The sequence below is a fragment of the Brevibacterium samyangense genome, from assembly GCF_039529845.1.
Lineage (GTDB): Bacteria > Actinomycetota > Actinomycetes > Actinomycetales > Brevibacteriaceae > Brevibacterium > Brevibacterium samyangense.
This window is the reverse complement of sequence record NZ_BAAANO010000012.1, coordinates 112,473-130,972: the sequence shown is the minus strand read 5'-3', so window position 1 is coordinate 130,972 and position 18,500 is coordinate 112,473. Positions and strand designations below refer to the sequence as shown.

At 69.0% G+C, this 18,500-nt stretch carries 21 protein-coding genes and 1 pseudogene; 18 read left to right on the top strand and 4 right to left on the bottom strand.

Annotation, left to right across the window (positions count from 1 at the left end):
- Positions 1-174: 174 nt before the first annotated feature.
- A complete protein-coding gene (locus ABD172_RS06795) occupies positions 175-471 on the bottom strand; it encodes a hypothetical protein (RefSeq protein ID WP_344308140.1) in 297 nt (98 codons plus the stop codon).
- On the opposite strand from ABD172_RS06795, the gene ABD172_RS06790 reads away from it, so the two are divergent.
- Positions 470-751: a DUF6157 family protein gene (locus tag ABD172_RS06790; RefSeq protein WP_344308138.1), complete on the top strand. Its 282-nt coding sequence runs from the start codon at positions 470-472 to the stop codon at positions 749-751. The genes ABD172_RS06795 and ABD172_RS06790 overlap by 2 nt on opposite strands.
- Before the next feature lie 33 nt (positions 752-784).
- Here the strand turns inward: ABD172_RS06790 and ABD172_RS06785 are convergent, their stop codons facing one another.
- From ABD172_RS06785 to ABD172_RS06775, 3 genes are all read right to left on the bottom strand, one after another.
- Positions 785-1,207: a type II toxin-antitoxin system VapC family toxin gene (locus ABD172_RS06785; RefSeq protein ID WP_344308137.1), complete on the bottom strand. Its 423-nt coding sequence runs from the start codon at positions 1,205-1,207 to the stop codon at positions 785-787.
- Between the two features lies 1 nt (position 1,208).
- Complete coding sequence (locus tag ABD172_RS06780) at positions 1,209-1,490, bottom strand: type II toxin-antitoxin system Phd/YefM family antitoxin (protein WP_344308136.1); 282 nt, start codon at positions 1,488-1,490, stop codon at positions 1,209-1,211.
- A gap of 82 nt (positions 1,491-1,572) precedes the next feature.
- On the bottom strand, positions 1,573-1,797 hold the full coding sequence (locus ABD172_RS06775) for a helix-turn-helix domain-containing protein (protein WP_344308135.1): 225 nt from the start codon (positions 1,795-1,797) through the stop codon (positions 1,573-1,575).
- A 186-nt stretch (positions 1,798-1,983) separates the two neighbouring features.
- Here ABD172_RS06775 and smc point away from each other — a divergent pair, with 186 nt between their 5' ends.
- From smc to ABD172_RS06690, 17 genes and pseudogenes are all read left to right on the top strand, one after another.
- Positions 1,984-5,697, top strand: a complete 3,714-nt coding sequence (smc, locus tag ABD172_RS06770; RefSeq protein ID WP_344308133.1) for a chromosome segregation protein SMC — start codon at positions 1,984-1,986, stop codon at positions 5,695-5,697.
- Positions 5,698-5,858: 161 nt separating this feature from the next.
- Positions 5,859-6,251, top strand: coding sequence for a hypothetical protein (locus ABD172_RS06765; RefSeq protein ID WP_344308132.1), 393 nt, complete (start codon positions 5,859-5,861; stop codon positions 6,249-6,251).
- Positions 6,252-6,355: 104 nt separating this feature from the next.
- On the top strand, positions 6,356-7,501 hold the full coding sequence (gene ftsY, locus ABD172_RS06760; protein WP_344308130.1) for a signal recognition particle-docking protein FtsY: 1,146 nt from the start codon (positions 6,356-6,358) through the stop codon (positions 7,499-7,501).
- Positions 7,502-7,777: 276 nt separating this feature from the next.
- On the top strand, positions 7,778-9,085 hold the full coding sequence (locus tag ABD172_RS06755; protein WP_344308128.1) for an ammonium transporter: 1,308 nt from the start codon (positions 7,778-7,780) through the stop codon (positions 9,083-9,085).
- Positions 9,085-9,423: a P-II family nitrogen regulator gene (locus ABD172_RS06750; RefSeq protein WP_344308126.1), complete on the top strand. Its 339-nt coding sequence runs from the start codon at positions 9,085-9,087 to the stop codon at positions 9,421-9,423. Before ABD172_RS06755 ends, ABD172_RS06750 begins: the two co-directional genes overlap by 1 nt.
- Positions 9,424-9,652: 229 nt before the next feature.
- Positions 9,653-11,251 (top strand): signal recognition particle protein, encoded by a 1,599-nt coding sequence (ffh, locus tag ABD172_RS06745; RefSeq protein ID WP_344308124.1) that lies wholly within the window; start codon positions 9,653-9,655, stop codon positions 11,249-11,251.
- A gap of 219 nt (positions 11,252-11,470) precedes the next feature.
- Complete coding sequence (rpsP, locus tag ABD172_RS06740; protein WP_344308122.1) at positions 11,471-11,884, top strand: 30S ribosomal protein S16; 414 nt, start codon at positions 11,471-11,473, stop codon at positions 11,882-11,884.
- A gap of 2 nt (positions 11,885-11,886) precedes the next feature.
- Complete coding sequence (locus ABD172_RS06735) at positions 11,887-12,117, top strand: RNA-binding protein (RefSeq protein ID WP_344308120.1); 231 nt, start codon at positions 11,887-11,889, stop codon at positions 12,115-12,117.
- Between the two features lie 131 nt (positions 12,118-12,248).
- Entirely contained in the window at positions 12,249-12,761 is a 513-nt protein-coding gene (rimM, locus tag ABD172_RS06730) for a ribosome maturation factor RimM (RefSeq protein WP_344308118.1), read from the top strand.
- Positions 12,761-13,600, top strand: a complete 840-nt coding sequence (gene trmD, locus ABD172_RS06725) for a tRNA (guanosine(37)-N1)-methyltransferase TrmD (RefSeq protein ID WP_344308116.1) — start codon at positions 12,761-12,763, stop codon at positions 13,598-13,600. The genes rimM and trmD overlap by 1 nt, the downstream gene beginning before the upstream one ends.
- A gap of 192 nt (positions 13,601-13,792) precedes the next feature.
- Positions 13,793-14,134, top strand: a complete 342-nt coding sequence (rplS, locus tag ABD172_RS06720) for a 50S ribosomal protein L19 (protein ID WP_344308114.1) — start codon at positions 13,793-13,795, stop codon at positions 14,132-14,134.
- 70 nt (positions 14,135-14,204) lie between these two features.
- Entirely contained in the window at positions 14,205-14,816 is a 612-nt protein-coding gene (lepB, locus tag ABD172_RS06715) for a signal peptidase I (RefSeq protein ID WP_344308112.1), read from the top strand.
- 102 nt (positions 14,817-14,918) lie between these two features.
- Positions 14,919-15,620: a signal peptidase I gene (gene lepB / locus ABD172_RS06710; protein WP_344308111.1), complete on the top strand. Its 702-nt coding sequence runs from the start codon at positions 14,919-14,921 to the stop codon at positions 15,618-15,620.
- Positions 15,617-16,339: a ribonuclease HII gene (locus tag ABD172_RS06705; RefSeq protein ID WP_344308109.1), complete on the top strand. Its 723-nt coding sequence runs from the start codon at positions 15,617-15,619 to the stop codon at positions 16,337-16,339. Before lepB (ABD172_RS06710) ends, ABD172_RS06705 begins: the two co-directional genes overlap by 4 nt.
- A gap of 47 nt (positions 16,340-16,386) precedes the next feature.
- Entirely contained in the window at positions 16,387-16,701 is a 315-nt protein-coding gene (locus ABD172_RS06700) for a DUF2469 domain-containing protein (protein ID WP_344308107.1), read from the top strand.
- Between the two features lie 203 nt (positions 16,702-16,904).
- Positions 16,905-17,279, top strand: a complete 375-nt coding sequence (locus ABD172_RS06695) for a YraN family protein (RefSeq protein ID WP_344308105.1) — start codon at positions 16,905-16,907, stop codon at positions 17,277-17,279.
- Positions 17,276-18,500, top strand: a pseudogene (locus ABD172_RS06690) (YifB family Mg chelatase-like AAA ATPase); the annotation flags it as partial. The gene ABD172_RS06695 and the pseudogene ABD172_RS06690, both read left to right, overlap by 4 nt.

Genomic DNA, 18,500 nt, shown 5'->3' with positions numbered 1-18,500 from the left:
GTGCTTGATGTCGGTCATCGCGACGTCGTCGTAGAGCTGTGCGGAAACGAGCACGAGAGACCTGTCCGAGGGTGACATACGAGCCGCAGCGTCCTCGAAGCCGGCCGGAACGTCGGTCGTCGCTCCCCGGTCGGGGGAAACGTCCTGTGTGTCATCGCAGTGGTGTACCTGGGTTCACGGATCCGCCGAGGTGTGGTCGCGCGGAGGGAGGAGCGGGTCCTCGTGGGGCAGGGCGCCGGAGGACCCCGGAGCGCCGGGGGACCGGGGGAACCGGGCGCTCACTCGACGGACGACGAGGTCGAACACGGCGATCCCGTCTCCGACGCTCGTGGTGGTACGAAGCCGGACCGGCGTGATCGCCGCGGCGGCCACCGGCCTCGTGACGGTGCTCGGCTGGTGACGGCTGAGCCCGACGACGGCGCAGAGTTGGGGCCTTGTGCACCGCGGGAACGCGGCCCACACTCCTGTCATGGGAACGACGAACTACACGAACACGTTCATCGCCGTCGCCGAGGACTGTCCTGTCGCCTCGGCGGAGGTTCCACCCGTCCCGGTGAAGGGTCCGACGGTCTTCGCGAGGGGGCAACCGTGCCTGCGGTCGTCCCCGCTGGCCAAGCGCTACGGCTGGGGTTTCCACTACGACGCCGAAGGACGGGTGGCGCTCGTCCCGGTCGGATCGCCCGAATACGAGGCGTTCGTCACCGACGACTCCCTCACCGTCGTGAAGGCGATGCGCTCGAAGCGGAAGTGACGCGTACTCCGAGCGAGGTCGTACTGCCCGGTGTCACCGGGGCCGGGGCACCGGTATGACCTCCACGAGGTCCTCGACGCCGAGGAAGTCGTCGGGGTTCGTCGTGTACAGGGGAATACCCTCGGCGGCGGCTGTCGACGCGATCATGAGATCCGCCGTTCGAGCACGCGGCCTGCGTCCGATCGCTGTGACCAGCGCGCACATTCGCCCGTACAACCGAGCGGCTCGGTCATCGAACGGAAGCGGGGCGAACGCCCGTTCTGCCCGTTGCCAGGTATCGATCCGCCGCGACCGTTCACGGACATCATCCGGAGACGTTCCCGTCACGAATCCGGGACCTGCGGCCAGCTCCGCCAGTGTGACGGCACTGATGGCGGCGCGAGCCGGAAGAAGCCCGGGGTCGATGCGATCCGCGAGGATGAGAATGTTGGTGTCGAGCAGGCCGCGGTCGGTCATATCAACTGCGCTCGTACGGATCGATCACGTCGTCCGACAGATGGTCACGAGTGTGCCGACGAAAGAGCTCGAGATCCGGACCGGGCGCAGAGAAGAGATCGGCGAACAGGGACCGAGAGACGAATGTGCGCGGTCCCTGTTCGGGGACGAGGTGGCCTATCACACGGCCGTCCCGGGTCACGGCATACGATTCTCCGGCTTCGAGGGCATCCATGATCTCACGAGATCTGCTCCGCAGGTCACGCTGGCTGATTCGAGGTTCGTTCGAAGCGGGGGCCGTCATACATCGATCGTACGCCGATGTGCCACGGTGTGCTACACCCTTTCGGCTCCGAGTTCCGGAGCGTGACGCGGCACCGGCGCGTTCAGTCGAGGGTGTCGAGGAGTTCGGCGGGGCGCACCTCGAGGGCGTGCGCGAGCTTCATGATGATGTCGAAGGTCGGATTGCGGCGCCCGGTCTCGATCCCGGAGACGTATGTCCGGTCGAGTCCCACGTGGTGCGCGAATGCCTCCTGCGAGCTGAAACCCTTCTCCCTCCGGAGTTCCCGCACACGATCGCCGAAGGCGCGGCGGTCGTCGGTGGGTTCCATGCCACCAGCGTTCGATGACGCCGACGAAGAATCCACGGACTATGAGTCACACTGCTGTGGATGCACCTCGGTGTGGCTCGTTTCACGGGGAGGACCGGCGGTCCGCCGGAAGTCTCAGCCTCTCATGGGTCGCGCCCCTCGGGCCTGCCCGGCCGCGTCCGTGCCTCCGGATAGTCTTGTCCGATCATGTACCTCAAATCCCTCACCCTGCGCGGATTCAAGTCCTTCGCCTCCGCGACGAAGCTCGACCTCGAGCCCGGGATCACGTGCGTCGTCGGGCCCAACGGGTCAGGGAAGAGCAACGTCGTGGACGCGCTCGCGTGGGTGATGGGGGAGCAGGGGGCGAAGAACCTCCGCGGCGGGAAGATGGACGACGTCATCTTCGCCGGTACCTCCGGGCGCGGCCCGCTCGGCCGTGCGGAGGTCGCCCTCACGATCGACAACACCGACGGTGCGATCCCCATCGACTACACCGAGGTGACGATCAAGCGCACCCTGTTCCGCACCGGCGGCAGCGAGTACTCCGTCAACGGCGAGCCCGCCCGCCTCCTCGACATCCAGGAACTCCTCAACGACTCCGGCCTCGGCAAGGAGATGCACGTGATCGTGGGGCAGGGGCGCCTCGATCAGATCCTCCAGGCCGACCCCCTCGAACGTCGCGGGTTCATCGAGGAGGCCGCCGGCGTCCTCAAGCATCGCCGCCGCAAGGACAAGGCGCTGCGGAAGCTCGACGGGCTCCAGACGAACCTCGATCGGCTGAACGACCTGCGCACCGAACTCTCCCGGCAGCTCGGCCCGCTCTCCCGCCAGGCGAAGGCCGCACGGCGGGCCGCGGTCGTCCAGGCCACCGTCCGTGACGCCTCCGCCCGGCTCCTCGCCGACGACGTCGTCCGGGTCCAGGCACGTCTTGAGGCCGCGAGCGGGCCCGTCGACGGCGGCCAACGACGGCGTTCCCTCGAAGCGCGGATCGCGGAGATCGACACGCGCATCTCCGGGATCGAACAGGAACTCCACGCCCAGGGCGCCCGCACCGAGGAACTCCAGCAGCACCTCCGGCTCGCCGGGACCCGAGCCGCCGGGGCCGCGGCGCTCTCGCGCCGCGCCTCCGACCGCGTCACCCACCTGCGCACCGTGCACCCGGAGACGACCGGCAAGGACGCCCCCGAGACCCTCCGCTCCCGCGCCGACTCCTTCGAGAAGGACCTTGCAGCCGCCCGCACCGCTCTCGAGGAGTCCGGGAAACGGCTCGCGGAGGCCCAGGAGTCGCGCACCGCACTGGCGGCCGAGCTCGAGGCCGAGGAGAACGCACTCAAGGCGGCACGGATCGCGATCGCCGCCCGGCTCAAGGAACGCGCCGGCCTCGCGAGCGCGCGGGAGGTCGCGGCGAAGACGCTCCAGGACGCCGCCGACGCCCTCGCGTCCCTCGACACCCGGGAAACCGCGCTCGGCGAGCAGCTCACCGCCGCCCGCACCGACCTCGAGGCCGCACAGGCCGCCGCCGCCGAGGTCGAGTCCGGGGAGACCGCACTCGATGCCGCCCACGAGTCCGCGCTCGCCGCCCTCACAGCGCTCGAGGAGAAGGACGAGGTGCTCGCCGGCTCCCTCACGGAGCACTCCCGGGAGCTCGACCGCGCCCGCGCACGGGTGGAGGCACTCCGGGTCGGCACCCGTCTCGCCGCCGCGACCGAGGACCTCCTTGCCGCCGGCCACCGGGGTGTGCGCGCCGCCGTCGGCGATCTCCTCGACATCGTCCCCGGCCACGAGGTCGCGGTGACGAGCGCGCTCGGTGCGCTCGCCTCGGCCGTGCTCGTCGACGACGTGGATGCCGCCGCCGCCGTCCTCGCCGCGCTCCCCGCGGACACCGCAGTCGACCTCGCGGTGGCCGGTGGCGCCACCCCCACCCGAGGCGCCGCATCGGAACCGCGGGACGCTGCAGCAGGTCCCGCCTCGCCGGAGGGCACCGCGGACGAGGCGGTCGCGACCACCGTCGACGGAGGATTCCGCGCGGGCGCCCGCCTCGGGGACCTCGTCACGAGCCCGGATCCGGGCCTCACGGAACTGCTCGACCGGGTGTTCGCAGACGTCCGCACGGTCGAGGACGTCGCCGCCGGTGCCCGGCTCGTCACGGACGAACCCGGTCTCATCGCGGTCACCGCCGCCGGTGAGATCCTCTCCGCGTCCCGCGTGTCCCGCGGGGACTCCGCGGAGGCCGGCCGCATCGAGAGCCGCGCTGCCCTCGCCCGCACCGAGGCCCACATCGTCGAACTCGAGCGGGAACACGCGGAGCTCCTCCGCCAGCGGGAAGAAGGTCGCCCCGCGCTCGAAGCCGCCCGCGCCGAGGTCGATCGCGCCCTCACCGCACTCCACGAATCCGACTCCCGCATCCTCGCCGCCGGGGAGGAACTCTCCCGTGCGGCAGAGGCCGTCCGCCGGATCGAGGAACAGCTCGCGGACATCGCCGCGCGCCGCACCCGCATCCGGGCGGAACGCGAGGAGGCCGCGCGGGCGCTCGACCGCGCGGAAGCCGCTCTGCGCTCGAACACCGACGAGGTCGACACCGAGCCGGACACACATGCCCGTGACGCACTCGCCGCCCGGGTCCGCACACTCTCCGACGAACTCGTCGAACTCCGGATCGCACACCGTGGCGCGGAGGACCGGGTGACCTTCCTCCAGGACCGCATCGCCTCGCTCCGCCGGCAGGCGGAACAGGAGGAACAGGCACGTGCGCGGGCGGCCCGGATCGCGGCCCGGCGCCGGAAGCAGGCGGCGGCCGCCGAGCACATCGCCGAGATCGCGTCCGGACTCGCGACGCACCTCGGCGTCCTCGAGGCCCGGGCGGAGGAATCACTCACCGGTCTGCGTGAACGGCGCGCCGTCCTTGAGGAGGAACTCGGGCGGGTGCGGAGCGAACGAGCCGAACACGCCGACGCGCTCGGTGCTCTCACGAACGCCGAACACGAGGCCCGGCTCGCCCGTGAACGGCACGTCCTGCGGCTCGAGGAACTCGAACGCCGGGCCCGAGGCGAGGTCGGGCTCTCCCTCGAGCACCTCGTCGAGCAGTTCGGTCCCCACCTCGAGGTCCCGGAGTACGACGCGGAGGGTGCGGCGACGGAATCGGAGGGCGACGACGGCAACGCACCCGAGGACGATGGTGACGGGGCGTCCGTGGCGAGCGCGGGCGACGAACCCACCGCATCCACCGACCGACAGGCTCCTCCCACCCGGCCGTACGTCCGCGCCGAGGTCGAGAAGGCGAAGGCGAAGGCGGAACGCGCCCTCAAGGCGATCGGCACCGTGAACCCTCTGGCGCTCGAGGAGTACACGGCCCTGCGGGAGCGCCACGACTTCCTCCACCAGCAGATCGACGACATCGAGACGAGCCGCAAGGACCTGCGGGGCCTCGTGAAGGAGGTCGACTCCCACGTGAAACAGGTGTTCGAGGAGGCCTTCGCGGACACCGCCCGGGAGTTCGAACACATCTTCTCCCGGTTGTTCCCCGGCGGGGAGGGACGCCTCACCCTCACGGACCCGGAGGACATGCTCACGACCGGCGTCGACGTCCACGCCCGGCCGGCGGGCAAACGGGTCAAACGACTCTCCCTGCTCTCGGGAGGCGAACGCTCTCTCGTGGCGATCGCGCTCCTCGTGGCGATCTTCAAGGCCCGGCCCAGTCCCTTCTACGTCATGGACGAGGTCGAGGCCGCGCTCGACGACCTCAACCTGTCCCGTCTCCTCACGGTGTTCCGCGAGCTCCAGGAGACCTCGCAGCTCATCGTCATCACGCATCAGAAGCGCACGATGGAGATCGCGGACGCCCTCTACGGTGTGGCGATGGGTGGCGACGGAGTGTCTGCAGTGATCTCCCAGCGAATTCACCGTGTCGGTTCCGGCACATGAGGCGATTCCGGGCCCGTCCGCGGCGTACCGGACTATAGGATGAACGGGGCCGGAGCCGCTGTGCGCATCCGGTCACACGATGTGTCACCGCAGGACGTGGCACCCGAATCCCCGAAGGAGTTGCCCGACGTGCCCGTACAGACCACCGGACCGAGGTCTCCATGGATCTAGGTGTCATGGTGGTCGTGGGGATCGGGCTCGCCGTCACCGTGGCGATCGCGATCGCGATCGTCCTCGCGGTCGCCCTGCCGGGACTGCGCGCCGAGGGCCGCAACATCCCCGGAGAGCTCCAGTTGTTCCGCCTTCCGCCCGAATGGACGGGCCATGCGAACGAGGTGCACGGGTTCTTCGGCCACGACGACGGGACCTCGCACCTCGCGACCCGCGAACAGGCCGCCGTCACCGCGATGCAGGAGCACTCCTACGTCCTGCGCCCCCAGCCGAGGCGCCACGCGGCCCCGGCCCTCCTCACCTTCCGGCCCCGGACCCGCCACTGGAAGGTGCCCGGTACGGGCACCGGGTTCCGCACCGCACTCACCCTGCTCTTCGGCTGATCGCCTCGGCGGTCCGGTTGTGGCCGCCACGCCGGCGAGCCGGTCGACCGGACACCGGAGCCCGCAGCCCGCACACCGTCCGCCTCACTTCCCTGGAGGGAACCGTGGAACTCCTCACCGATTTCGGCGCATACATCATCGGCGGCGCCGTTCTGCTCGTCCTCGTCATCGCCGGGATCTTCCTGCTCGCCCCGAAGAAGCCACGGAAGCCGCTGCCGGAGGAGCCGGCCGGGACGGGAGTCCTCCCGGCCGAGGAGGAGATCCACGCGCCGGAGGCCGAACCCGAGGCGCCTGCCCGGGAACTCGAGGTGCCCACCGAACCGCGCTCGCGCCTCGCGAAGCTCCGGGCGCGCCTCGCCCGCTCGAACAACGCGCTCGGGCGCGGTCTGCTCACCCTCCTCTCGAGCGACACCCTCGACGAGGGGACGTGGGAGGAGATCGAGGACACGCTCATCCTCGCGGACCTCGGTGTGGACACGACGACCGAACTCGTCGACGCGCTGCGCGAACGGGTCCGGGTCATCGGCACACGCGATCCGGAGACCATCAAGGCACTTCTGCGCGAGGAACTCGTCCGTGTCGTCGACCCGACGATGGACCGTGAACTCAAGGTGTACCGGGAGGGGGAGGACCCCGCCGTCGTCCTCGTCGTCGGGGTCAACGGTGCCGGCAAGACGACGACCGTCGGCAAGATCGCGCGTGTCCTCGTCGCCGAGGGCCGCAGCGTGCTGCTCGGCGCGGCGGACACGTTCCGCGCTGCGGCGGCCGACCAGCTCACCACCTGGGGCGACCGGGTGGGCGTGGAGACGGTGCGCGGCCCCGAGGGCGGCGACCCCGCCTCGGTCGCGTTCTCCGCGGTCGAACGCGGGCGGACCGAGGGCACGGACGTCGTCCTCGTCGACACCGCCGGGCGTCTGCAGAACAAGAAGGGCCTCATGGACGAGCTCGGCAAGGTCAAGCGTGTCGCCTCCCGGCCGCTGTCCGAGGGCCACGGGATCGACGAGGTGCTCCTCGTCCTCGATGCGACGACCGGGCAGAACGGCATGCAGCAGGCGAAGGTCTTCGCCGAGGCGGTCGACATCTCCGGCATCGTCCTCACCAAGCTCGACGGCACCGCCAAGGGCGGCATCGTCGTCGCCGTCCAGCGCGAGCTCGGCGTGCCGGTCAAGCTCATCGGACTCGGCGAGGGGGCGGACGACCTCGCACCGTTCACCGCGGAGGGCTTCGTCGACGCCCTGCTCGACGCCTGACGCACGGCGTTCCCGGACCGTCCCGCGGGGCGGTCGCCGCCGCCTCCTCCGTCACCGTTCCACCTCGATCACGCTTTTTCCGGGTGATCCGCAGCCGCCGCGCAGTCGTGTGTAACGCAGCGTTTACACCGACGTGAGGCGCGTTACACGGCAGCAACGTTCTCCGCGAAACCGAGTAACACCGCCCGTCCAGACTGGCTCCAGAAGCGAGGAGTGATCCTCGCGTCGACCGCGGAGAGCCCGGGGTCGTCCAAGGAACGGAACGGCTGGAAACACATGGATGACGTAGTCCTCAGTACTACTGATGTGTGGACGATGGTGTGCGCAGCACTCGTCCTCCTCATGACGCCCGGAGTGGCGTTCTTCTACGGCGGTATGACCCGCGCGAAGTCCGTGCTCAACATGATGATGATGGTCTTCTCGTCCATCGCCGTCGCCGGTGTCGTCTGGGTCCTCTGGGGCTCGTCGATGTCCGATATGACGACCTCGCTGCAGGTGACCGGCAACCCCTTCGCGGACCTCGGGCTCACCTCCTACACGGGTGATCCGGAAGCACTTCCGGGTCTCATCGGTGTCGGTTTCGGAGCGACCTTCGCGATCATCACCGTCGCCCTCATCGCCGGCGCCATCGCCGACCGCGCGAAGTTCTCCGGGTGGCTCGTGTTCATCACACTCTGGGTGACCTTCTCCTACTGCACCCTCGACTACATGGTGTGGGGCGGCGGCCTGCTCTCCGCCGACGGCTTCATCGGCCAGACCTTCGGTGAGGCGATCGACTACGCCGGCGGCACGGTCGTCCACATCAATGCCGGTATCGCGGCCCTCGTGCTCGCGCTCATCATCGGCAAGCGCAAGGGCTTCGGCAAGGATCCCGCCCAGCGTCCCCACAACATCCCGTTCGTCATGCTCGGTGCCGCGATCCTCTGGTTCGGCTGGTTCGGCTTCAACGGTGGCGCCGCCACCGATCCGGGCGAGGCCGGTCTCATCTGGGTCAACACCCTCGCCGCTCCCGCCGCTGCCTTCCTCGGCTGGATCATCACCGAGTGGATCCGGGACGGCAAGCCCACCTCCCTCGGTGGCGCCTCCGGTATCGTCGCCGGCCTCGTCGGCATCACCCCGGCCTGTGCCTCGGTGTCCCCGATCGGCGCGATCGTCATCGGCATCCTCTGCGGTGTCGGCTCCGCCCTCGCTGTCGGGCTCAAGTTCAAGTTCGGCTACGACGACTCCCTCGACGTCGTCGGCGTCCACCTCGTGTCCGGTCTCATCGGCACCGTTCTCATCGGCTTCCTCGCGACGGAGGGTGGTCTGTTCTACGGTGGCGGTGTCGGGCAGCTCGTCGCCCAGGTCGTCGCTGCGATCTTCGCGATCGTCTGGGCCGGTGTCATCACCTTCGTGCTCGGCATCCTCGTCCACAAGACCATCGGTCTGCGGGTCAAGGAGGACGACGAGGTCACCGGTATCGACCTCACCGAACACGCCGAGACCGGCTACGAGTTCGGCGGCCTCGGTACCGGCGGCACCTTCCGCCCGCACCCCTCGTCCCCGGCAGCCCACCGTCCGATCCCCGAAAGCGAGACCGTCTGATGAAGCTCATCACCGCCATCATCCGCCCCGAGAAGCTCGCGGACCTGCGTGCCGGCCTCGAGGAGTTCGGAGTCCAGGGACTCACCGTCTCCCAGGCCTCGGGGTACGGACGGCAGAAGGGCCACAAGCAGTTCTACCGTGGCGCCTCCTACACCGAGGACCTCGTGCAGAAACTCCGCATCGAGATCCTCACGAGCGACCTCGAATCGCTCCGGATCCTCGAGGTGCTCCTCGACAAGGCCTCGACGGGCAACCCCGGTGACGGCAAGATCTGGGTCACCTCGGTCGATCAGGTCATCCGTGTCTCCGATCGTGCCGAGGGTGAATCCGCACTCTGAGCACACTCCTCGCGAGGTTCCGGCCTCACGTTCCCGACGAACCCCCGTCCTCGGCGCTGCGCGCCGGTGGCGGGGGTTCTCGCGTGCTCGGGGCGCTGCGCGCCGTGTGCACGGCCCGCACCTCGTGCCGGGACCGGTGGGGCGCCTCGGGAGTGGTCCGGCCGGCGGCCCGGAATTGATACCCTGGGTTGTTGACTTCCTGACCCGTGGACGAAAGCTGCAATCACCAGTGTTCAATTCACTCTCCGACCGGCTGACGACGACCTTCAAGAACCTTCGGGGCAAGGGGCGTCTGTCGGAAGCCGATGTCGACCAGACGATCCGCGAGATCCGTCGCGCGCTCCTCGACGCCGACGTCGCCCTCCCGGTCGTGCGGGCCTTCACCGGCCGCGTGCGCGAGCGCGCGCTGTCCGAGGAGGTCTCGGGTGCGCTCAATCCGGGCCAGCAGGTCGTCAAGATCGTCAACGACGAACTCGTCGGCATCCTCGGTGGGCAGACCCGGCGCATCCAGTTCGCGAAGCGTCCGCCGACGGTCATCATGCTCGCCGGCCTCCAGGGCGCCGGTAAGACGACGCTCGCCGGCAAGCTCGCGCACTGGCTCAAGTCCGAGGGCCACCGCCCGATGCTCGTCGCCGCCGACCTCCAGCGCCCCAATGCGGTGAACCAGCTCCAGGTCGTCGGTGAGCGGGCCGGTGCGTTCGTGTACGCGCCGGAACCCGGCAACGGCGTGGGTGACCCCGTGCAGGTCGCGAAGGACTCGATCGAGGTCGCTCGCACGAAGCTGTACGACGTCGTCGTCGTCGACACCGCCGGCCGCCTCGGTATCGATGCCGAACTCATGCAGCAGGCCGCGGACATCCGCGCCGCCGTGAACCCCGACGAGGTCCTCTTCGTCATCGACGCGATGATCGGTCAGGACGCCGTCGCGACCGCCCAGGCGTTCCACGAGGGCGTCGACTTCACCGGTGTCGTGCTCTCGAAGCTCGACGGCGATTCCCGTGGTGGTGCCGCGCTCTCGGTCGCGGAGGTCACCGGCAAGCCCATCATGTTCGCCTCGACGGGCGAGGGGCTGAAGGACTTCGAGCAGTTCCACCCGGACCGGATGGCCGACCGGATCCTCGACATGGGCGACATCCTCACGCTCATCGAACAGGCCGAGAAGACCTTCGACAAGAAGGAGACCGAGAAGCTCGCGAAGAAGGTCGAGTCCGGCGAGGACTTCGATCTCGACGACTTCCTCACCCAGATGGCCGCCATCAAGAAGATGGGATCGCTCAAGAAGATGCTCGGCATGATGCCCGGCATGTCGCAGTACAAGGACCAGCTCGAGGCGTTCGACGAACGCGAGGTCGACCGCATCGAGGCGGTCGTGCGCTCGATGACCCCGTACGAGCGGAAGAACCCGCGCGTCCTCAACGGGTCCCGCCGGGCCCGCATCGCCCGTGGTTCGGGAACCACCGTGCAGCAGGTGAACGCGCTCATGGAGCGGTTCGCCCAGGCACAGAAGATGATGCGTCAGATGCGCAAGGGCGGCGGCATGCCGGGTATGCCCGGTGGTCGCGGTCCTGCGATGCCCGGGATGCCGCAGATGCCCGGCGCCCCCGGCGGGAAGAAGAAGGCCAAGGGCAAGGCCGGCGGCAAGAAGAAGCCGAAGTCCGGCAACCCCGCGAAGCAGGCGGAACTGGAGCGTCAGGCGCAGCTCAAGCGCGAGGGCAAGCTGCCGAAGGACCCGAGCGGATCCGCATTCGGCGGTCTCGACCTCGGTGACGACAAGGGACTCGACCTCGACAACCTCCCGAAGGGCTTCGGAGGACTGTTCGGTCGCTGACCGGCACGGGGACCCCGGCCCGTGTGCGGTTCCTCACGCTCCGTGGTCGTCCCGTGATTTCCCCGAGCGTCCCTGCTCTGGCAGAATGGACGTTTGTACTCGACCGTCCCCGGACCCTCTCTCCCGGGATGCGGCCCAGTCACGGGATTCGTTCCAGGGTTCAACCCCACGAGCCCGAACCGGAACCCGACCTATTTCCATGAAGGAGACACCACTACCGTGGCAGTCAAGATCCGCCTCACCCGTATGGGTAAGATCCGCCAGCCGTTCTACCGCGTCGTCGTCGCCGACTCGCGCACCCGTCGCGACGGCCGTGCGATCGAAGAGATCGGCAAGTACCACCCGACCGAGAACCCCTCGCTCATCGAGATCGACTCCGAGCGTGCGCAGTACTGGCTCGGCGTGGGCGCACAGCCGACCGACCAGGTCAAGGTGCTGCTCAAGCTCACCGGCGACTGGCAGAAGTTCACCGGTGAGGGCGAAGCCGTCAACACCGTCAAGGTGAAGGAGCCCAAGCCGGAGTTCGTCGCTCCCGCAGCAGGTTCCGTCATCAAGGAAGCCATCACCCCCAAGGGTGGAGACGCTCCGGCCGCAGAGGCTGCTGAGGCTCCGGCCGAAGAGGAACAGGCCTGACAATGCTGGCCCGCACGCTCGAACACCTCGTCCGGGGAGTCGTCGACAACCCGGACGACGTCACCGTCACCTCCCGGGGTTCCCATCGCGGAACCACGCTCGAGGTCCGCGTGAACCCGGAGGACCTGGGTCGCGTGATCGGCCGTTCGGGTCGTACGGCCCAGGCGTTGCGGACCGTGGTGAATGCTCTGTCCGGTCGGGACCACGTCCGCGTGGATCTCGTCGAGGCCTGAGCGCGCACCCGGTCAGAGGGCTCCGTCACCGCGAGGTGGCGGAGCCCTTCTGCATGTCCGGCGGTCTCCCGACCGCCGGGCGATAATGGACTCTCACTTCCGAACTCAACTCTCGAATCCAGGAGACATGCGTGAGCACTGTGGTGGCGCGGCTGGGCAGGCCGCACGGGATCCGTGGCGAGGTCACGGTGGAGGTCCGGACGGACGACCCGGACGAGCGTTTCGTCGTCGGGGCGCGGTTCGGCACGGACCCCGACATCGGTGACCTCACCCTCGCCCGCGTTCGGGTGCACAACGGCCGGTTGCTCCTCACCTTCGAGGAGGTCCCCGACCGCAACCGTGCCGAGGAGATCCGCAACACTCTGCTCACCGTCGACGACGCGGACACCACGGAGGAGGACGAGGACGCGTGGTACGTCGAGGACCTCGTGGGCGCCTCGGTGTTCGTCGCTGACGAACGGGTCGGAGAGGTCGCCGACCTCGTGACCGGACCCGCTCAGGACCTCCTCACCGTGAAACTGCTCTCCGGTGCCGAGGTACTCGTCCCCTTCGTCACGGAGATCGTCCCCGAGGTCGACGTCGAGGCCGGTCGTGTCGTGCTCGATCCGCCCGCCGGTCTCCTCGACGAGGAGAACGCGCTCTGATGCGGATCGACGTCTTCTCGATCTTCCCCGAGTACCTCGCACCCCTGAAGCTCTCGCTCATCGGCAAGGCGATGGACGCCGGCATCCTGTCCGTCGCCGTGCACGACCTCCGGGAGTTCACGCACGACCGCCACCGCACCGTCGACGACACCCCGTACGGCGGTGGTGCCGGCATGGTGATGAAACCCGAACCCTGGGCCGAGGCCCTCGAATCCGTCTTCGCGGAATCGACGTCCACCGACGCGCGTCCGGTCCTGCTCGTGCCGAGCCCCGCCGGTGAGGTCTTCACCCAGGCGATGGCACGGGAACTCGCGACCGCGCAACACCTCGTCGTGGCCTGCGGTCGGTACGAGGGAATCGACCATCGGGTGTCCGAATGGAGCGCCGAGCACGCCGATGTGCGGTTCGTCTCCATCGGTGACTACGTGCTCAACGGGGGAGAGGTCGCCGCGATGGTGATGATCGAGGCGATCGCCCGACTCATCCCCGGCACGATCGGCAACCCGGAGTCCCTCACCGAGGAGAGCCACGAGGACGGTCTCCTCGAGTACCCGGTCTACACGAAACCGGCTTCCTGGCGCGGGCACGACGTCCCGGAGATCCTCCTGAGCGGCAATCACGGGGCGATCGCCCGGTGGCGGCGGGACCGGCGACTCGAACGCACCCGGGCCGTCCGCCCGGAGATGCTCGAGGCACTGCCCGCCGAGGCGCTCGACAAGAAGGACCGGGCATTCCTCGCCTCCCTCGAGGAGGCGGAACTCGAGGCGGCGGACCACGAGGCGGTGCCGTCCGCCGGCGGCGACGCACCGGATTTGGGGAGCAGCGCCTCGGGCGCGTAAACTCGTTCCTTGCGTTCGTTGGCCCGATCCTGCCTCGGGGGGAAGACGGTCGACGCGGAGCGATCCACCCGACAGGCGCCTCGTGCGTCCTGCCGGCCCGGCTCGCTCCGGACGGACGAATCCATCCGACCGGCACAGACCGGCCTGATCAATGCCACAACGACCCGAGGCGTGGTGACATGGAGAAACACAATGCAGAAGCTTGATGTGATCGACCAGAAGTCGATGCGTTCGGACGTTCCGGAGTTCCGCCCCGGCGACACCCTCAACGTCCACGTCAACGTCATCGAGGGCAACCGCTCCCGCGTGCAGGTCTTCAAGGGCATCGTCATCCGCCGTCACGGCGAGGGCGTCCGCGAGACCTTCACCGTCCGCAAGGTGAGCTTCGGTGTGGGTGTGGAGCGTACGTTCCCCGTCCACTCCCCGGTTCTCGAGAAGATCGAGGTCCTCACCCGCGGTGACGTCCGCCGTGCGAAGCTCTACTACCTGCGCAACCTGCGGGGAAAGGCTGCTCGCATCCGCGAGAAGCGCTGAGCGACGGACTTCGGTCCCGATGCAGTCGAAGGCGTGGCCCGGCGGGCCACGCCTTCGTGCTTCCCGAATCATGACGAAGAACCCCCGCTTCCCCCGGGCCCGGAGTGCGCTGCGAGCACTGGGTCTCGTCCTCGTGCTCGCCCTCGTCCTCGCGGCCGCGATCCGCGCCCTCGCCATCCAGAACTACCGCATCCCGTCCTCCTCGATGGAGCCGGCCCTCCACGTCGGTGACGTCGTGACGGTGTGGCGTCCCGACGCACTCACCGGCTCGATCGACCGCGGTGACGTCGTCGTCGTCGACGGACGCGGATCCTTCCTCCCCACCGTCCAACCGAACGACATGGAGATCCTCGGGAGCTGGTTCGGGATCGGGCCCCGCGACGTCTTCTACGTCAAACGGGTCGTGGCCGTCGCCGGCGACACACTCGAGTGCTGCGACGCCTCGGGCAGACTCCTCCTCAACGGGAAGCCCCTCGACGAGCCCTATGTCATCGAGGGAGCGCGCGCCTCGGAACTCGCGTTCTCCGTCGAGGTCCCGGACGGCCGCGTCTGGCTCATGGGTGACAACCGGCCCGATTCCGCGGATTCCCGCTCGCTCCTCGGTGCGCCCGGCGGCGGCATGATCCGCACCGAACGGATCATGGGGACCGTCATCGGTGAGGGCTCTTCCCTGGATCGCTGAGGGCTCCTCCCTGGGCCGCTGAGGGCTCCTCCCTGGGCCGCTGAGGGCTCCTCCCTCGATCGCTGAGGGCTCCTCCCTCGATCGCCGGTAGACTCGGCCGTCGTGACCGATGAGAACCTTGCCGGCGGCGCCGGTCGACCCGCACAGACCACCCACCCGGTGCTGAAGTTCCTGCGGGAGGTCGCGATCATCCTCGTGATCGCGCTCGTACTCTCGACGCTCGTCCGGTCGTTCGTCATGCGGTCCTTCTACATCCCCTCGTCCTCGATGGAGACCACGCTCGCGATCGGCGACCGGATCCTCGTGAAGCAGCTGCCGGTGCCCGAGGTCGAACGCGGAGACATCGTCGTCTTCGACGACCCGGGCGGGTGGCTCGATCCCTCGCTCGTCGCCGCGTACGAACCCAATCCCGTTCTCGAGTTCCTCGGATTCGTGCCGTCCAACGCCGGGTCCCAGCTCATCAAGCGCGTCATCGGGGTCGGCGGCGACACCGTGTCCTGCTGCGACGACCAGGGCCGCATCCTCGTGAACGGTCAGCCCATCGAGGAGACGTACCTCGATCCCGGCGTGGCTCCCTCCACGGTCCCGTTCGAGGTCACCGTCCCTGCAGGGCACTACTGGGTCATGGGGGACAACCGCGGCAATTCGCTCGACTCCCGGTACAACATGGAGTCCTCCGGCGGTCCCTACATCCCGGAGGAGAACATCGTCGGCACGGTGTTCCTCATCAACTGGCCCCTCGACCACTTCCGCTGGACCGGCACTCCCGAGGACGTGTTCGGCGTCGTTCCGGATTCGGCATGAGCACGGAACGCACGGACACCACCACGGCCGAGGCGCCGCGGCGGGGGAGGACTCCGCGTCCGGGGCTCACGGACCTCGGTCTCGAGACCTCGCTGCGCGAGGCCGGCATCCGCTCGGTGATCGGGATCGACGAGGTCGGGCGCGGATGCACCGCCGGGCCCGTCGGCGTCGGCGCGGTGTGGTTCGACCTCGACGAGATGCTCGCCGGGTCGGTTCCGCAGGGGATCGACGACTCGAAACGGATCAGTGCCGCCCGGCGCCCGGAACTCGCCCGGACCGTGGCGCAGTGGCAACCGGCGCACGCGGTCACCTACGCCTCGCCCGCGGAGATCGATGCACTCGGGATGAGTCTCGCGCTGTGCCTGGCGGGACGTCGCGCGCTCGCGGAGCTTCCGCCGGCCGACCTCGTGCTCCTCGACGGGTCCTTCGACTGGTTGTCCCTCCCGCTCACGCTCGACTGCCTCTCGGTGTTCGGGGACGCGGCCGAGGTCGCCGTCCCGGAGGTCCGGACGTTCGTCAAGGGTGACGGTACTCACGTCACCATCGCGGCGGCGAGCCTCCTGGCGAAGGTCGACCGGGACGCACTCATGTGCCGCCTCGCGGAGGAACACCCCGGATACGGGTGGGAACGCAATGCGGGATACCCCGCCCCGGTGCACAAGGCAGCCGTCGCCGAACTGGGCCTCACGGTGCATCACCGACGCTCGTTCCGGCACTGAGCGGAGGCTGGGTTCCGGGCCCGGCCAGCAGGTCTAGGATGACCCCCATGAGTGCCGAGGACCTGGAGAACTACGAAGCTGATCTCGAACTGCAGCTGTACCGGGAGTACCGCGACGTCGTCGGTCTCTTCACGTACGTGGTGGAGACGGAACGGCGCTTCTACCTCGCGAACTCCGTGGATCTCAAGGCGCACCGGGACGGGTCGGATGTGTACTTCGAGCTCACCCTCCGTGACGCCTGGGTGTGGGACACCTACCGGACCGCTCGCTTCGTGAAACACGTGAACGTCCTCACCTTCAAGGACGTGAACATCGAGGAGATCGCGAAGAGCGACCTCGAACCCCCGTCGCACCTGCGCTGAGCGGGCCGAGTTCCGCGGGCGGAGTTCCGCCGGACGAATTCTGCACGCCGAGATCCGGAGGTCACAGGCGGGACGATTCTGCGGTCACAGTCGCGGCACCGGCGCCCCCACCTGCGGTCCCGTCATTGTGCACGGCCCGTCCCGCATCCACAGGGTCCGGTGTCGGTGGTGAACACCGGTGATCCCGGCGAAGACTCCCAGGCATGCAGAATGCCGCTCTCACACTCGGACGCAAGGGCGAGGACTTCGCCGCCGACCACATCGACCGCGTACTCGGCTGGCGGGTGCTCGCACGCAACTGGCGGTGCCGGGCCGGGGAGGTCGACCTCGTCGCGATCGACGGGGACACGCTCGTCGTCGTCGAGGTGAAGACCCGGGGGACGACCCGCGCAGGCCACCCCCTCGAGTCGATCACGGTGAAGAAGGTCGAGAACCTCAGGCGTCTCGCCCTCACGTTCCTCGTCCAGTGCCGTGAGGATCTCGACCTGCCGTACTTCGCGCATGTGCGCATCGACGCGATCGGCATCCTGTGGAACGGCGGTCGCCCGAAACTCACACATGTGAGGAACGTGGGATGAGGACACGTTTCGGACGGACGACCGCCATGACGACCGACGGTCTCCACGGGACGCCCGTCGTCATCGAGGCGAGTGTGAACGAGGGACTGCCCGGTATCGACATCGTGGGACTTCCCGACACCTCGGTGAACGAATCGCGCAAGCGGATCCGCGCGGCGATCTCGAACCTCGGCATCACCCTCTCGCCCCAGAGGATCACCGTGAACCTCTCCCCGGGCTCGGTCCGCAAGGTCGGGACCGGCTTCGACCTCGGGATCGCCCTCGCGATCCTCGCCGCCGAGGGGCACGTGCCACCGGCAGGGCTGTCGGGGATCGTCGCGATCGCCGAACTCGGACTCGACGGGCGACTCCACCCCGTCCGGGGCGTCCTGCCCGCGGTTCTCTCCGGCCTCGGACAGGGGACGGAACGGTTCGTGGTGCCGCACGCGAACGGCCCGGAGGCGACGCTCGTCGAGGGTGCGCACGTGCTCGCGGCGGGCAACCTCGCGGAGGTCGTGAATGCGCTCGGCGGGAACGAACTCCCGGTCCCCGACCTGCCTCCGGTCCCGGCGCCCGCGAGCACGCGCACGCAGCGGCAACCGGTGAACGACCTGGCGACGGTGCGCGGACAGGAGGACGCTCGGCGTGCCCTCGAGGTCGCCGCCGCCGGAGGACACCATCTCGTCATGATCGGGACTCCGGGAGCGGGGAAGACGCTGCTCGCCGGTTGCCTGCCGGGGCTCCTGCCTCCGCTGAGCGAGGAAGAGGCGTGCGAGGTGATGGCGCTGCGGTCCCTCGACGGGAGCATCGAGCCGGGGACCGGACTCGACCGTGTTCCGCCGTTCGAGGCGCCCCACCACCGAGCGAGCGCGTCCGCGATGGTGGGTGGTTCCCGCCCGGGGGCCATCGGCGTGTTCTCCCGCGCGCACCGCGGGGTGCTCTTCATGGACGAGGCCCCCGAGTTCCACCGTGATGTCCTCGAGGCGATGCGCCAGCCGCTCGAGAACGGCAGATGCGACATCCACCGGGCGTGGGGCTCGGTCGTGCTCCCCGCCCGGTTCCAGCTCGTCCTCGCGGCGAACCCCTGTCCCTGCGGTGGCGGGGACGGGCCCGGGAAACAGTGTCGGTGCACTCCGCTCGAACAGCGGCGGTACCGGAACCGGCTGTCGGGGCCGGTGCTCGACCGGATCGACATCCGACTCGACGTCCGTGCCGTGACGCCGGCGGATCTGCGGTCGACGA

Excerpts from the sequence above, each read along its gene's own strand:
- ABD172_RS06790 (WP_344308138.1), top strand. The coding sequence starts at position 470 with ATGGGAACGACGAACTACACGAACACGTTCATCGCCGTCGCCGAGGAC.
- ABD172_RS06795 (WP_344308140.1), bottom strand. The coding sequence starts at position 471 with ATGACAGGAGTGTGGGCCGCGTTCCCGCGGTGCACAAGGCCCCAACTC.
- ABD172_RS06785 (WP_344308137.1), bottom strand. The coding sequence starts at position 1,207 with ATGACCGACCGCGGCCTGCTCGACACCAACATTCTCATCCTCGCGGAT.
- ABD172_RS06780 (WP_344308136.1), bottom strand. The coding sequence starts at position 1,490 with ATGACGGCCCCCGCTTCGAACGAACCTCGAATCAGCCAGCGTGACCTG.
- ABD172_RS06775 (WP_344308135.1), bottom strand. The coding sequence starts at position 1,797 with ATGGAACCCACCGACGACCGCCGCGCCTTCGGCGATCGTGTGCGGGAA.
- smc (WP_344308133.1), top strand. The coding sequence starts at position 1,984 with ATGTACCTCAAATCCCTCACCCTGCGCGGATTCAAGTCCTTCGCCTCC.
- ABD172_RS06765 (WP_344308132.1), top strand. The coding sequence starts at position 5,859 with ATGGATCTAGGTGTCATGGTGGTCGTGGGGATCGGGCTCGCCGTCACC.
- ABD172_RS06755 (WP_344308128.1), top strand. The coding sequence starts at position 7,778 with ATGGATGACGTAGTCCTCAGTACTACTGATGTGTGGACGATGGTGTGC.
- ABD172_RS06750 (WP_344308126.1), top strand. The coding sequence starts at position 9,085 with ATGAAGCTCATCACCGCCATCATCCGCCCCGAGAAGCTCGCGGACCTG.
- ABD172_RS06735 (WP_344308120.1), top strand. The coding sequence starts at position 11,887 with ATGCTGGCCCGCACGCTCGAACACCTCGTCCGGGGAGTCGTCGACAAC.
- trmD (WP_344308116.1), top strand. The coding sequence starts at position 12,761 with ATGCGGATCGACGTCTTCTCGATCTTCCCCGAGTACCTCGCACCCCTG.
- rplS (WP_344308114.1), top strand. The coding sequence starts at position 13,793 with ATGCAGAAGCTTGATGTGATCGACCAGAAGTCGATGCGTTCGGACGTT.
- lepB (WP_344308112.1), top strand. The coding sequence starts at position 14,205 with ATGACGAAGAACCCCCGCTTCCCCCGGGCCCGGAGTGCGCTGCGAGCA.
- ABD172_RS06705 (WP_344308109.1), top strand. The coding sequence starts at position 15,617 with ATGAGCACGGAACGCACGGACACCACCACGGCCGAGGCGCCGCGGCGG.
- ABD172_RS06700 (WP_344308107.1), top strand. The coding sequence starts at position 16,387 with ATGAGTGCCGAGGACCTGGAGAACTACGAAGCTGATCTCGAACTGCAG.
- ABD172_RS06695 (WP_344308105.1), top strand. The coding sequence starts at position 16,905 with ATGCAGAATGCCGCTCTCACACTCGGACGCAAGGGCGAGGACTTCGCC.